Consider the following 13052-nt stretch of genomic DNA (forward strand, 5'->3'; position numbering starts at 1 on the left):
GGAAAGCGGCTTTGAACCGGTTTATGATCGAATTCGAGGATCGACTGATTGAGTATGTTTAACCCAGACAGTTACACAGTTTAATTTACAGTCCCGTCCCGGTAATTTTTCGATGCAGGGTTAAGAACGATTGTTATTGATTTTTCTTCTGAATGAATTCGATTTTGTAACCATCAGGATCTTCCACAAATGCAATAACAGTCGTACCATGTTTCATCGGCCCGGCTTCCCGCGTGACTTTTCCTCCCCGCTTACGCGTTTCTTCACAAGCAACATAGGCATCATCAACCTCAATGGCTATATGACCAAAGCCTGTACCCAGATCATATTGGCTGGTATCCCAGTTATGCGTCAATTCCAGCACTGTACCGTTGGCTTCATCCTGATAGCCGACAAATGCCAGGGTAAATTTGCCATCCGGATAATCCTTGCGCCGCAGCAATCGCATACCCAGCACCTGGGTATAAAATTCCAGTGATTTTTCAAGATTACCCACACGTAACATCGTATGTAGAATTCGCATTACATTTTCACCATTTCAAAATCTTCTTTACGCGCACCGCATTCCGGGCAGGTCCAGTTAATAGGCACATCTTCCCAGCGCGTACCTGGTGGAATACCTTCTTCAGGCGACCCTTTGGCCTCGTCATATACATAGCCACAAATCAGGCACATGTAGCGGTTATAGTTGTTATTCTCATCAGCAGACATAATAGATTGTCACTTCCTTTTTAGGTTAAAATAGTATTTTACGGTATTAATGCATGTCACAGCCACCCCCAAATGTACTTTCATTTGCAGCCAGCGATCCAAGCTGCGGTGCTGGCAGTCAGGCAGACATCATGACTATAGCGAATATGGGGTGCCATCCTCTCTCGGTCATCACTGCAATAACCGTTCAGGATACATCTGGGGTTCATGACATATTTCCGTTAAGGCCAGAATGGGTAGCACATCAGGCCAACGCGATACTGAATGATATTCCTGTGCATGTTTTCAAACTCGGTCTGCTGGGCAGCGACAAAATCATTCACGTGATTGCTGAAATACTATTGGAATATCCGCAAATACCCGTCGTCATGGACCCGGTACTGGCCTCCGGGCGCGGAGACAAGTTAGCCACTAAGGCGATGATTGACGCAATGCGGAAACTGCTTTTGCCGCGGGCCACACTGTTAACACCCAATAGTATTGAAGCCAGGCGCCTGGCTTTTACTGATGCACGTAATGCAACATCTCCAAATTACCCGACACTCGAGGAATGCGCATTCAGACTTCTGGATATGGGATGCAAGTATGTTCTAATCACAGGCGCACATGAAAATACCGCGCAGGTTATCAATTCGTTATTTACCCGCGACAAAAAATTATGTACCAATAGCTGGAAACGGCTGCCGCACAGCTATCACGGTTCCGGATGCACGCTGGCTTCAGCGATTGCCGCATCTATTGCAGCCGGACAGACGATACATGAAAGCGTTTTATCCGCACAATCATATACCTGGCACGCATTAAAGGCTGGATTCCGGCCCGGCCTGGGACAGTTCATTCCTGACCGGTATTCCCATAGTAACAATACCGAAAAGTGCGTTAACAATGACAATAACAATATCGAAAAATCATAAAATTGCCGGTCTTTACGGAATAACAGCTGCGATGGCCGATACTGCCGCCCTACTGGAAAAAACCGGACAAATACTTGACGGCGGCGCGCGGTTGATACAATACCGTAACAAATCAGCTGACAGAACCCTACACTTACAGCAAGCAAAAGTTCTTTTGCAGCTTTGCCGAAACTATCGTGTTCCTCTACTGATCAACGACCATGTAGAACTCGCGCTTGAAGTAGATGCAGATGGCGTTCATCTCGGTGCACAGGACACGGATATTGTAACGGCGCGTAAACAACTGGGCATGGACAAAATCATCGGCGCATCCTGCTATAACCGTCTGACACTCGCTGTGCAGGCAGCAAAAAGCGGTGCCGATTATGTTGCTTTTGGCGCATTTTTTCCAACAACCACCAAGCGTGATACAGTTACGGCATCGATTGATATTTTGCGGCGCGCCAAAAGTTCCTTGGATATGCCGGTAGTCTGTATTGGTGGAATCAATCCTGCCAATGCGCAGATCTTGATCACAAACGGCGCCGATGCAGTGGCTGTATGCCAGGCAATCTATCAGGCGAGCGATGCAAGCAAAACAGCAGCAGCAATTTCGCGTTTTTTTAACTGATTTTCTAGGGAACGCCGTCATGTGTTATGTGCAATTCTGTTTGTTTTTCGGACAAAAACATCAAGTTTTTGTGCCGCAGGACATGTCAGAGCATGTTCAAAACGCTTGAACATAGCTATGGCTATGCTCTGCGCGCGCAAATGCACATAACACATGACGGCGCCCCTAAGATTTTTTAATTTTTTGAGAGCAATTCAATGACTTCACGAAATCGGCAATTATTTGAACAATCACAGAAAGTTATACCTGGCGGCGTTAATTCACCGGTGCGCGCGTTCAAATCCGTTGGCGGCAACCCCGTTTTTTTTCAGCGCGGGCAGGGTGCGCATGTTTGGGATGTTGACGGCAAGTCTTACATCGATTATGTCGGTTCCTGGGGACCACTGATATTGGGCCATGCTCATCCGGAGGTCATCAAAACCGTCCAGAAAACATCTGAAAACGGTCTGACTTTTGGCGCGCCAACAGAAGCGGAACTGGAAATCGCCGAGCTTATCTGCAAATTGATTCCATCTATCGAACAGGTCAGACTGGTCAGTTCAGGCACTGAAGCCGGGATGAGCGCCATACGTCTGGCACGCGGCTTTACCGGCCGCAACAAAATTATCAAATTTGAGGGTTGTTATCATGGTCATGACGATTCCTTGCTGGTCAAAGCCGGTTCAGGCGCATTAACGTTCGGCAATCCCAGTTCCGCAGGCGTACCGCAAGAAACGGCGGGACATACGATTGTACTGGATTACAATGATGTCAACGGTGTGGAAGCAACATTTAAGCAGTACGGCAGTGAAATAGCAGCGGTCATTGTAGAACCGGTCGCAGGTAATATGAATCTGATCGCCCCCAAAACCGACTTCCTTAAAACGTTGCGTACATTATGCACGCATCATGGCAGCGTGCTGATTTTTGATGAAGTCATGACCGGATTTCGTGTTGGTCTCGATTGTGCACAGGGGCTTTATCAGGTCCAGCCCGATCTGACCACTCTTGGCAAAGTGATTGGCGGCGGCATGCCGATGGCGGCTTTTGGCGGCAGGCGTGACATTATGCAGTGCCTGGCACCTGTCGGCGCCGTATATCAGGCCGGCACACTGTCTGGCAATCCTGTTGCCGTTGCAGCCGGGTTAACGACATTAAGACTAATCCAGGAAACCGGTTTTTATGACAATCTGGCAAATACAACACGTCAGTTAACTGAAGGTTTGACAGCCAGCGCCAAAAAACATGGCGTCAATTTTTGCGCACAATCGATCGGCGGCATGTTCGGACTGTATTTCAGCAAAAACATACCGGCCAGCTTTTCTGAAGTTATGGGCTGCGATAAAGATGCCTTTAACCGGTTTTTCCATGCCATGCTGGATAGAGGCATTTATTTTGCACCTTCGGCCTTTGAAGCCGGTTTTGTCTCTTCCACGCACGGCAGTACGGAAATCAACACAACGCTGGCTGCTGCCGAAAACATTTTTGCAACCTTGTAAAAAATGATATGAACGTAAAAAAGCGGCATAGGTATTGTATTGCTTAAAAGCTTGAAATACACCTGCCGCTTTATTGTCTTTGGTATCGGTAATGGCAAGGAGCAAAGCCGATTGTATCTGTCAGAATCGAATGTTTGATCCAGCCATCTGACGGTTCAGATGCTGTTTGGCCGCATCTTTACGCCTGACAACCAACAGACAGGAAAATACCGACACACATGCTGGAAATGTTAACGCGTTTCCATACTTTGAATATATTCGGAAACCGCGCGTTTTTCGGCGCCGCTCATACGTGTCAGTACTTTCTGCATAACACCATCATCATTTGTGCGTTTACGCTTGTTAAACAGGTCCAGCTGCGTATACGTGTATTCAGCATGCTGACCGGCAAGCACAGGATAATGCGGCGGAATTCCGGTGCCGGTTGGCCCGTGACAGCTTGCGCAGGCAGGTACGCCGTTATCGATATTGCCTCCATGGTAAAGAATTTCTCCCTTTTCGAGCATATCTTCATTGTTGTTGGCATTCCCGGTTGACACCGGCGTTTGAGCAGCATAAAAAGCTGCCACATTTTCCATATCTTCCTGTGTTAACGGAGCAACCATAGCTGCCATCACCGGGCTGTTTCGATTTGGCGTTTGATCTCCTCCAGCTTTAAAATCCATTAACTGCTTGACAAGATACTCCGCATGTTGCCCGGCCAGATTGGGATTTATCGGTATAATACTGTTGCCATCAGGATTATGGCATCCTGCACAAGCACCTGCGGCTATTTCCTGCCCTTTGCCCACATCGCCAGTTGCCAGGGCTGATGGCGATGACACTAAGGCAAAAACAGCTGCTACGACCATACTATTTTTCATCATTTTCATAATATCCGTATTCCGTATTTTTATGCCATTTAAATTCTGTTATTTTCTGATTTTAAGGATAACTTGTGATTATCGGGATAACTTGACATTTTATCAAGGCAAAGCGTTGTTCACAACAAGATTCATTGATGACGCCTGTTTCAACTGAACCGCTGAATGAAAAAAATATTCTTCCTGCTCCTGATCACAAATCTTCTGTTAGCTGCCCTACAATTTTTTCAGCCAACCCGGCAGGAAATCGGAAAAAACTCCGCCATACATGTTGTAAATCCGGAAAAAATCATTTTGCTGCCAACGGTTGCAAACTGTATTGAATGGGGGGATTTTTCGGGGCCTGATAGTATTGAATCAGCAGAAACTGCCATACAGACGCTTGATCTGGGTCTGCCTTACCGGTTGGCTTTATCTGCTCCGCTGATTCAGTACCGGTTGCACACGGCTCCGTTTACAGACCAGCAAACCGTTGAAAGAGAAATTAACAAATTCCGCAATATGGGCATTATCAGTTACCGCATCATGGACCAGGGTCATTGGTTTAATGCCATTTCATTTGGAGAATTTACCGGCAAACAGACCGCTCAGGCACTGCAAAAAAAACTAAATGCTCAGGAAATAACCGGTACAATCATCAGCGAGCAAGTAGTAGAACAAAAAAAGTTTTTATTTTTTGAAACAAATATCCATGAAATTTCTGCATTACAGTCATTGGCTCAGCAGTTTCCCGGCAGCAAACTGACACAGGCAACCTGTGAGCGCTTATAATATTGCACAAGTTAAATCCGTTCGCTCAAAATTGCGGTGAATCACATATGCAAGTAACCATAAAAACAGCGCAAGAAATAGAAAAAATGCGTATCGCCGGCAGATTGGCTTCCGAAGTTCTTGACTACATTACGCCGTTTGTTCAACCCGGCATCACAACTGAAGAACTGGATACGCTATGTCATCATTATATGGTTGACGTACAGAAAACGATTCCGGCTCCGTTGAATTATGCGCCAAAGGGCCATAAGCCATATCCTAAATCAATCTGCACCTCGGTCAACAATCAGATTTGTCATGGCATACCCGGCCAGAAAAAACTGAAGAGCGGCGATATCGTCAATATTGATATCACTGTCATCAGTCAAGATTACCATGGCGATACCAGCCGTATGTTTTACGTTGGAGAACCGTCTATCCAGGCCAAGCGCTTGTGCGAAGTAACCTTTGAAGCCATGTGGCGCGGAATTGATATGGTCAAACCAGGCAATCATCTTGGCGACATCGGTCATGTCATTCAAAAACTGGCTGAAGGTGTCGGCTACAGCGTCGTCAGAGAATTTTGTGGTCACGGCATTGGCAAAAAATTTCACGAAGATCCACAGGTCCTTCACTACGGCAAGACAGGTACAGGGCTGGAGCTCAGACCGGGCATGACGTTTACCATAGAACCGATGATCAATACAGGAAAGGCAGCCATCCGGCATTTGCCCGATGGCTGGACCGTAACCACCAAAGACGGCAGTTTGTCTGCGCAATGGGAACACACTGTACTGGTCACAGAAGGCGGGCATGAAGTACTGACCGTATCCGGCGGCACGCCGCCCAAACCAGTCTATCGCTTCTGATTTCTGAATAACAACTCACATGATGACGCGCAGCTTTAACCGTACCGCCACGCAAATCCGCCCGATCAAAATTAGCCGGAACTATACTAAACATGCCGATGGTTCCGTATTGATCGCATGTGGCGACACAAAAGTCATTTGCACCGCCAGTGTCAGCGAAAAAGTACCGCCCTTTCTCAAAGATAAGAATCAGGGCTGGCTGACTGCCGAATACGGCATGCTGCCTTGCTCGACTCATGAACGCATTCAGCGCGAAGCCGCGCGCGGAAAACAATCCGGACGCACCATGGAGATTCAACGCCTGATTGGCCGTTCATTGCGCGCAATTATTGATTTAAACATGCTTGGCGAACGCACGATTCAGATTGACTGCGATGTCATTCAAGCCGATGGCGGGACACGAACGGCCAGTATTACCGGTGCATTTGTCGCTTTGCATGATGCTGTCGAAAACCTGATATACCAGCAAGTTATCGAAACGACGCCAATACGCGACCATGTTGCGGCCGTTTCGGCAGGCATTCGCCAGGGAACAGTTCTGCTCGATCTGGACTATCGGGAAGACTCTGCTTGCGATACCGACATGAACGTAGTCATGACCGGAAAATCCGGCATTGTGGAAATACAGGGAACAGCAGAAAAAGCGGTTTTTACGCGCAACGAACTCAATCAAATGCTCGATCTGGCAGAATCCGGCATTCGGGAATTGATAGCCGCTCAAAGAATAGCTCTAGAAACACCCTGATTCTGATGACTTGTTTAAAGAAACCAGCGCTCTATCCAAATGATATTGCCAGGCGCAGCATTACCGTGGTGTTATGCAGCAAGACGCAGTCCGCTGGAAGGGGTTGTTCCCTGTTCAAGTACTGTAACGCCTTGCGGGTAAGTTTGTCAGCGCCCATGCTCCGCGTTGCGCCTTTTGATAACAAAACGACTGTTTCCTGCGAGAAGCGCACTGCACCCGGCAATATATATGGATAGCGTATTAGTAATCGCCAGCGGCAACACAGGCAAGCTCCGCGAAATTCATGCCCTGCTTGACCCTTTTCGCGTTAATGTATTGCCACAATCTGATTTCAACGTTCCCGAAGCTGATGAACTGCATCCGACATTTATCGAAAACGCGCTCGTCAAAGCCAGACACGCCTGTTACCATACCGGTCTACCTGCTTTGGCTGACGATTCAGGTATTTGCGTTCGTGCATTAAATAATGCACCTGGCGTTTTGTCGGCACGATATGCCGGCGAACCCAAATCCGATCAGCGAAACAATCAAAAACTGGTCGAATCACTAAGCAGTGCATCTGATCGCAGTGCTTATTATTATTGTGTCATGGTTTTGCTGCAACACGTTGAGGATCCGCGACCCATTATTGCGGAAGGGTTGTGGCACGGAGAGATTATCATGAGCCCTCGTGGCGAAGGTGGATTTGGCTATGATCCGTATTTTTTTATTCCGGAGCTAAAAAAAACAGCAGCTGAATTGCATTCAGACGTTAAAAACAAAATAAGTCACCGGGGTAAAGCGCTTGCACGTTTAATAGCAAATCTGCGGCAATAAAAGCCAAATACATTATCGCAGGCCGTTGTTACATCAGAAAATATAATTTATGTCGGCTTATCCTTCCTTCGGGCATCAGCTTATTGCTGCGTGCTGTCTGGATTACAAAAAAGCGATTTTATCTGCTCTCAACTTGCGCCTTATGTGGAAATTAACGGTCAAAACGCTGCAACACATGCAGCGTCATGCTTTTTGCAAGCTCCTCCTTGCCGTAAAACACTGTACCGAGATTATCTTTGCGTAACAGATCTGATTCGTCTTCGTTATTCGTCCGTAACACGACTTCAATATCCGGGTTCAACGTTCGCGCAGTCTTGACCATTTGACGCACATTGAACGGATCGGGCACAGCTATAACAAGCATCGCCGCTTCGGCAATATGCGCCTGAATCAATACGGCAGGCTCGGATGCATCACCGGATACAGCTGCCAGCTCCTGGTTACGTAAATCCTGTACGCGTTCACGTATCTGGTCGACCACGATATATGGAATATCCTGTTGACTTAAGGCCCGGGTAATACGCTTGCCCACTTGTCCGTAACCGACAACCACGACCTGCCCTTTAAGATATTTGCGCTCGGTGCTCATAGGCAGTTCGGCATATGGATCGTCTCTGGTAGCCAGACGGCGCGCCAGTTCGGAATAACGAACAAACCACCTGCTCACGGGAGCAATAACCGCAAACGCGATTGGATTAAAGGCAATCGAAATTAATGCCCCTGCGAGTACCAGACTCATGCCTTCTGCAGGTAAAAGATCCAGCGACAAACCGAGGCCGGCCAGAATAAATGAAAATTCACCGATCTGACCCAGACTGGCTGCAACTGTCAGGGCCGTACTCAATGGATAACGAAAAAGCAGCACCAGAAACAATGCGGCAATGGATTTGCCAACAATGATAATTGCAACCACACCCAGTACATGCAATGGCTTTTCCAGCAACACATGCGGGTCGAACAACATACCGACTGAAACAAAAAACAGAACTGCAAATGCGTCACGTAACGGTAGCGATTCTTCAGCAGCACGTTGACTGAATTTAGATTCACGCATCACCATGCCTGCGAAAAAAGCGCCCAGCGCAAACGATACACCGAACAATTCCGCCGCACCGTAGGCAATACTGATGGCAATCGCTATAACAGCCAGCGTAAACAATTCACGCGATCCCGTTTCCGCAACATGCCACAGCAACCAGGGCAGCAAACGGCGACCGACAACTAACATCAACGCGATGAAAAGCGACACCAGCAGCAGTGTATAAGCAACAGTCTGCCACAAGTGCATTGTGGCGCGGGAAGATTCATCGGATTCCGTCAGTAAATGCGCGAAAGAAGGCAGCAACACCAGCATCAATACCGTCACCAGGTCTTCCACAATTAGCCAGCCGACTGCAATACGGCCATCCATTGTTTCCAGCAACCCGCGCGACTCAAGCGCTTTGAGCAGCACAACTGTACTGGCGCAGGACAGTGATAAACCGAGAACCAGTCCGGCTGGCATATTCCAACCCCAAGATGCAGCCAGCATCATACCGAGGATAGTCGCAACAGTCATTTGAACAATAGCGCCTGGCACTGCGACGCGTTTGACTGCAAGCAGATCTCCCAGAGAAAAATGCAAACCGACGCCGAACATCAACAGCATCACACCGATCTCGGCCAGTTCAGAGGCAATCTGCGCATCCGCAACAAAACCTGGCGTATAAGGCCCGATGGCAATGCCGGCCAGCAGATAGCCCACAAGTGCGGGAATCTTCAGCTTTTCGGCAACAAAACCAAGCAACAAAGCAAGACCAAAGCCAGCCGCAATGGTGGTTATCAGAACCAGACTATGTTCCATCTAAATATTTCCCTTTTTGTTATTTGATTGTTACTGGTAAAGTTTTCGTTGAGTGAATGAGAATTGCAATTACTCGTTCCTCTTTCATAAACACCTCGATCAGTAACAATAGCATTGTCTTCCATCAATCCGTCCGTATCCATTAGGCCAGAACCGTGCTTCAGATGGGCGATATCAAACTGCTGTAAAATTTAATACCCGAACAAAAGCGGTGTCGCACTTTCGTGCATTTTGACTTCCAAGTTTTCCAAACCCCGTTTGAATAGCAAGTCGGGACAAATAACCATTTCTGACTACTGTTTTTTTTTGCCTTTATCGGTTTTTAAACCGCTATACCGATTGATAAAGCTGGTGCTCTATCCATATGATGTTGCCTGTACAGCGTTACCATGGTGTTATGCGGCAAGACACAGTCGCAGAAGTCCCTTATCAAGCACCGTAACGCGGTTTGCAGGATACCATGGTAACGCCACCGCCATCACCTGGATATACGCAGATCGTATTGATAAAACACCGCAGCGTTGTTACGCTGTTAACAATCGCAGCCATTTCGCTTTCTCCGATGTCAGAAAACTGATTACCAGGGACGCATTTGACAAAGATTTTGTTACCTTTTGCCCTAAGCCAGCCAGACCCGGACAAAATTCTCTCATCAAAGCATTATTGCGGATGGTCGCATAAGGGAAAAAGGGAAGCTTCAGATCAGGGATAATATCCTTATTTTCTGAGTGCTGAATGCACAAGGATATGTTCCAAGTCATGCAACAGGCTATCGTTGTGAAGTGACACAAACAAAATAGAGCATTTATTCCGTACGATACAACGTAAAGATGCCATGAAACGGTCATACGGATGTATTCCTGACCTGTAATTTAAAATCTGTTTTATGACACCGCACAAGCACACCGTTTCCATGTCCTTCATCAGTTATTGCTATAATACGGTATTTGTACTGCCCTAATTGACGGGTAATGCAGATATCCAAGAAGCAGCACGAATTGTAAAATAACTGATAAAAATCAAATATTAAAAAATATTCTGCAAAGTAAAAATGAACACCATTCAACGCGTGTGAAATTGAATTGCCGCCTGGACATACCTTGACAAAAAAACCAGAGTCTCTATAATCCCTGCCTTGTCTTTTGGGTGTTGATTTTCGGCATAAGAAAACTTCAGATCGTGCATAATGCGGGAATAGCTCAGTGGTAGAGCACAACCTTGCCAAGGTTGGGGTCGCGAGTTCGAGCCTCGTTTCCCGCTCCATTTTTAAGCAGTATCTTCAAATCCCAACTTTTTGCCGGCAATAGGTTTTTTTAGAGTACTACCAGAGGCGGGGTGGCAGAGTGGTTATGCAGCGGCCTGCAAAGCCGTCTACGCCGGTTCGATTCCGACCCCCGCCTCCATTTTCGCATCCGTACCCATCCGTAGTTATCCAAAAAACTTAGCAAACCCCTTTGTTTGTTAGGTTTTTGCTTCCGCACTATTCCGTAACTATCCGCTTGCATCCAACTTAAAACAGGGGTAACAATTGTTGATACCGGTTTAAAATTGATAATCATCTAGCCGTCCTCCGCCCCGGCGGCAGCCGGGAAGGGATAGAGTTAAAGGTTCGAACCCACTTTATCGACGGAGGACGAAATGTTATTTTGCAGCATAGACCCACATTCAACCTAACGGTCATGTAGAAGATGTCATCACCCCGGAAATCTTTCACAGTAAATTTAAGCAGAATACGTGAATTACCTGGTTACCCATTAGCCGCCCCGAGTCAATTTTCGACCGGTGTCAACACGGTGCCGTTGATTTGTCTGTCATTTGAAATCAAAATGATAGAGCCAATATCTCAATCTGTTTCTATTTTTAAGTACCTTTTAGCCAGATTGCCCTGTATATTTGTAATTGGCTCTACAAATGCAAATATATTCAGGTTATAATCATCAGGATTTATCCCATCACTATCATATTAACTTGTTGTAAACAACATATCTTTTATTGCCCGGGTGGTGAAATTGGTAGACACAAGGGACTTAAAATCCCTCGATCATTGCGATCATGCCGGTTCGATTCCGGCCCCGGGCACCACCGGCAATTTTTCATATATTTCTCATTCCTTCCCGATTCTTTCGAAACCCTTATAAACAAACGCATCGATGCAATTTGCCGTGATGCTGCCTGATTTAAGTTCAGTTGATTTTGTTGATTTCCGGGATCGTCGTTTGAAGGTTGTTTCGCCTGGCACTGTATTGCGTGAATTTAATCTACTGAATCATGCGATCAATGTGGCGATTGATGAATGGGGCTGGCTTAGCGAGAATCCGTTAAAATCCGTAAAACGTCCAAAGCCGCCGTCAGCGCGTGACCGGCGCTTATATCAGGATGAGATTGACAGGCTATTGTATGCCCTGGGATATGAGTTTGATATTAAGCCAGGTATGGTATCCGCTCGGGTCGGATGCGTAATGTTGTTTGCAATCGAGACAGCCATGCGCGCCGGTGAGATTTGTGGATTGACCTGGCGTGACGTTGACCTTGATGTACGTGTTGCGTTTTTAACGAAAACAAAAAACGGATTTTCGCGTAAGGTGCCATTGTCTGTCTAGGCGGTGCGGCTGATCGGTCAAATGTATAAGGGCAGTGAATCTGTTTTTAACCTGCAAACATCGCAGGTCGACGCGCTGTTCCGCAAAGCGGTGAAGCGTTCCATGATTGATGATTTATACATTTTCATGATACACGCGCTGAAGCAATCACCCGGCTTTCTGCCAAGGTCGGTATACTGACGCTGGCACGAATTACCGGGCACCGTGATCTGAGGCAGCTGCAGATTTATTATCGGGAGTCGATGGAAGATGTTGCGCGGCGGATTTAGGGGTGATTATTTATCGATAGAGCAATATACGTAATAACGGCAGCACGCAGCAAGCGTGGTACCATGGCAGCCAAATCAAAGCGGCGATTGAAACGATAAGAAAATTCTGCAAGATAGCGGTGTGCGTACCTGGCGTGATTAAATGCGTGATATGTTCCGCTGAGCGCAGTCTTGAGGTTGCCGAGTAGCGTGTTGACCCAATGAAACCCGGGGCGTTTACAGCGATTTTGCCGTTGCCGACAACATGGCGTTCATGCTGCGCTGCTGTGTGAGTAACAGCCCCGAAACACCATAAACCATCGGATACCACATGTGCAGTAGATACCAGACATTCAGCTGACCACTGTTTGAGCGCCTCATGCGTAAAACCCTTCACAGGTGTTAAGCGCATGAAATGCGGCCTGCCTTCGCTATTTGTTTGTATCGCCGCCACAAATGGCGCTTGGCGCTTTACTTGCGGCGCCCCGGCCGCGCTTTCCCCGCTTCTCACCTCCCAAATAAGCATCATCAATCTCCACACGTCCATCCAGGCGGCGCTGTTCTTCACGCAACAGCATGGTTTGTAACAACTTGTGTTTGACCAA

The 13052-nt window shown here is 47.2% G+C and carries 13 protein-coding genes, 3 tRNA genes and 1 pseudogene; 12 read left to right on the plus strand and 5 right to left on the minus strand.

All coding sequences use genetic code 11. The features are described from left to right. Positions 1 to 133: 133 nt before the first annotated feature. Together gloA and BMY60_RS13480 are read right to left on the minus strand one after the other, a co-directional pair. The gene (gene gloA, locus BMY60_RS13475; protein WP_090334329.1) at positions 134 to 523 is read right to left on the minus strand and encodes a lactoylglutathione lyase; all 390 of its coding nucleotides are present in this window, start codon (positions 521 to 523) and stop codon (positions 134 to 136) included. Next, positions 523 to 711, minus strand: a complete 189-nt coding sequence (locus BMY60_RS13480; RefSeq protein WP_090334331.1) for a rubredoxin — start codon at positions 709 to 711, stop codon at positions 523 to 525. Before BMY60_RS13480 ends, gloA begins: the two co-directional genes overlap by 1 nt. A gap of 53 nt (positions 712 to 764) precedes the next feature. On the opposite strand from BMY60_RS13480, the gene BMY60_RS13485 reads away from it, so the two are divergent. The 3 genes from BMY60_RS13485 to hemL all read left to right on the plus strand — a co-directional run bounded on the left by BMY60_RS13485 (position 765) and on the right by hemL (position 3713). Beyond that, the gene (locus tag BMY60_RS13485; RefSeq protein ID WP_090334332.1) at positions 765 to 1625 is read left to right on the plus strand and encodes a bifunctional hydroxymethylpyrimidine kinase/phosphomethylpyrimidine kinase; all 861 of its coding nucleotides are present in this window, start codon (positions 765 to 767) and stop codon (positions 1623 to 1625) included. Next, positions 1597 to 2235, plus strand: a complete 639-nt coding sequence (gene thiE / locus BMY60_RS13490; protein WP_090334334.1) for a thiamine phosphate synthase — start codon at positions 1597 to 1599, stop codon at positions 2233 to 2235. The genes BMY60_RS13485 and thiE overlap by 29 nt, the downstream gene beginning before the upstream one ends. Positions 2236 to 2432: 197 nt before the next feature. After that, a complete protein-coding gene (hemL, locus tag BMY60_RS13495; RefSeq protein ID WP_090334336.1) occupies positions 2433 to 3713 on the plus strand; it encodes a glutamate-1-semialdehyde 2,1-aminomutase in 1281 nt (426 codons plus the stop codon). Between the two features lie 230 nt (positions 3714 to 3943). Here the strand turns inward: hemL and BMY60_RS13500 are convergent, their stop codons facing one another. Further along, positions 3944 to 4579, minus strand: coding sequence for a c-type cytochrome (locus BMY60_RS13500; protein WP_256250852.1), 636 nt, complete (start codon positions 4577 to 4579; stop codon positions 3944 to 3946). A 162-nt stretch (positions 4580 to 4741) separates the two neighbouring features. Here BMY60_RS13500 and BMY60_RS13505 point away from each other — a divergent pair, with 162 nt between their 5' ends. The 4 genes from BMY60_RS13505 to rdgB all read left to right on the plus strand — a co-directional run bounded on the left by BMY60_RS13505 (position 4742) and on the right by rdgB (position 7756). Continuing rightward, a complete protein-coding gene (locus BMY60_RS13505) occupies positions 4742 to 5347 on the plus strand; it encodes an SPOR domain-containing protein (RefSeq protein ID WP_090334339.1) in 606 nt (201 codons plus the stop codon). Positions 5348 to 5394: 47 nt separating this feature from the next. Further along, entirely contained in the window at positions 5395 to 6195 is an 801-nt protein-coding gene (map, locus tag BMY60_RS13510; RefSeq protein ID WP_090334348.1) for a type I methionyl aminopeptidase, read from the plus strand. Positions 6196 to 6217: 22 nt separating this feature from the next. Continuing rightward, the gene (rph, locus tag BMY60_RS13515) at positions 6218 to 6940 is read left to right on the plus strand and encodes a ribonuclease PH (protein WP_090334340.1); all 723 of its coding nucleotides are present in this window, start codon (positions 6218 to 6220) and stop codon (positions 6938 to 6940) included. Positions 6941 to 7168: 228 nt separating this feature from the next. Further along, complete coding sequence (rdgB, locus tag BMY60_RS13525) at positions 7169 to 7756, plus strand: RdgB/HAM1 family non-canonical purine NTP pyrophosphatase (RefSeq protein WP_090334344.1); 588 nt, start codon at positions 7169 to 7171, stop codon at positions 7754 to 7756. 151 nt (positions 7757 to 7907) lie between these two features. Here rdgB and ybaL read toward each other — a convergent pair whose 3' ends face one another. Then, entirely contained in the window at positions 7908 to 9599 is a 1692-nt protein-coding gene (gene ybaL, locus BMY60_RS13530; RefSeq protein ID WP_090334345.1) for a cation:proton antiporter domain-containing protein, read from the minus strand. Between the two features lie 351 nt (positions 9600 to 9950). On the opposite strand from ybaL, the gene BMY60_RS15860 reads away from it, so the two are divergent. The 5 genes from BMY60_RS15860 (at position 9951) to BMY60_RS13555 (ending at position 12199) form a co-directional block, all read left to right on the plus strand. Further along, positions 9951 to 10280 carry a hypothetical protein gene (locus BMY60_RS15860; RefSeq protein ID WP_218141704.1) on the plus strand — a complete coding sequence of 110 codons (330 nt, stop codon included), beginning with the start codon at positions 9951 to 9953 and terminating at the stop codon, positions 10278 to 10280. Between the two features lie 507 nt (positions 10281 to 10787). Continuing rightward, positions 10788 to 10862, plus strand: a tRNA-Gly gene (locus tag BMY60_RS13540). A gap of 66 nt (positions 10863 to 10928) precedes the next feature. Beyond that, a tRNA-Cys gene (locus tag BMY60_RS13545) sits at positions 10929 to 11002 on the plus strand. Positions 11003 to 11593: 591 nt separating this feature from the next. Next, a tRNA-Leu gene (locus tag BMY60_RS13550) sits at positions 11594 to 11681 on the plus strand. A gap of 68 nt (positions 11682 to 11749) precedes the next feature. Then, a complete protein-coding gene (locus BMY60_RS13555) occupies positions 11750 to 12199 on the plus strand; it encodes a tyrosine-type recombinase/integrase (RefSeq protein WP_090334347.1) in 450 nt (149 codons plus the stop codon). A 265-nt stretch (positions 12200 to 12464) separates the two neighbouring features. On the opposite strand, the pseudogene BMY60_RS16765 reads toward BMY60_RS13555, so the two are convergent. Next, positions 12465 to 12994: pseudogene (locus BMY60_RS16765) on the minus strand (IS1595 family transposase). Positions 12995 to 13052: the final 58 nt, after the last annotated feature.

Source organism: Nitrosomonas sp. Nm51 (genome assembly GCF_900111165.1).
GTDB lineage: Bacteria > Pseudomonadota > Gammaproteobacteria > Burkholderiales > Nitrosomonadaceae > Nitrosomonas.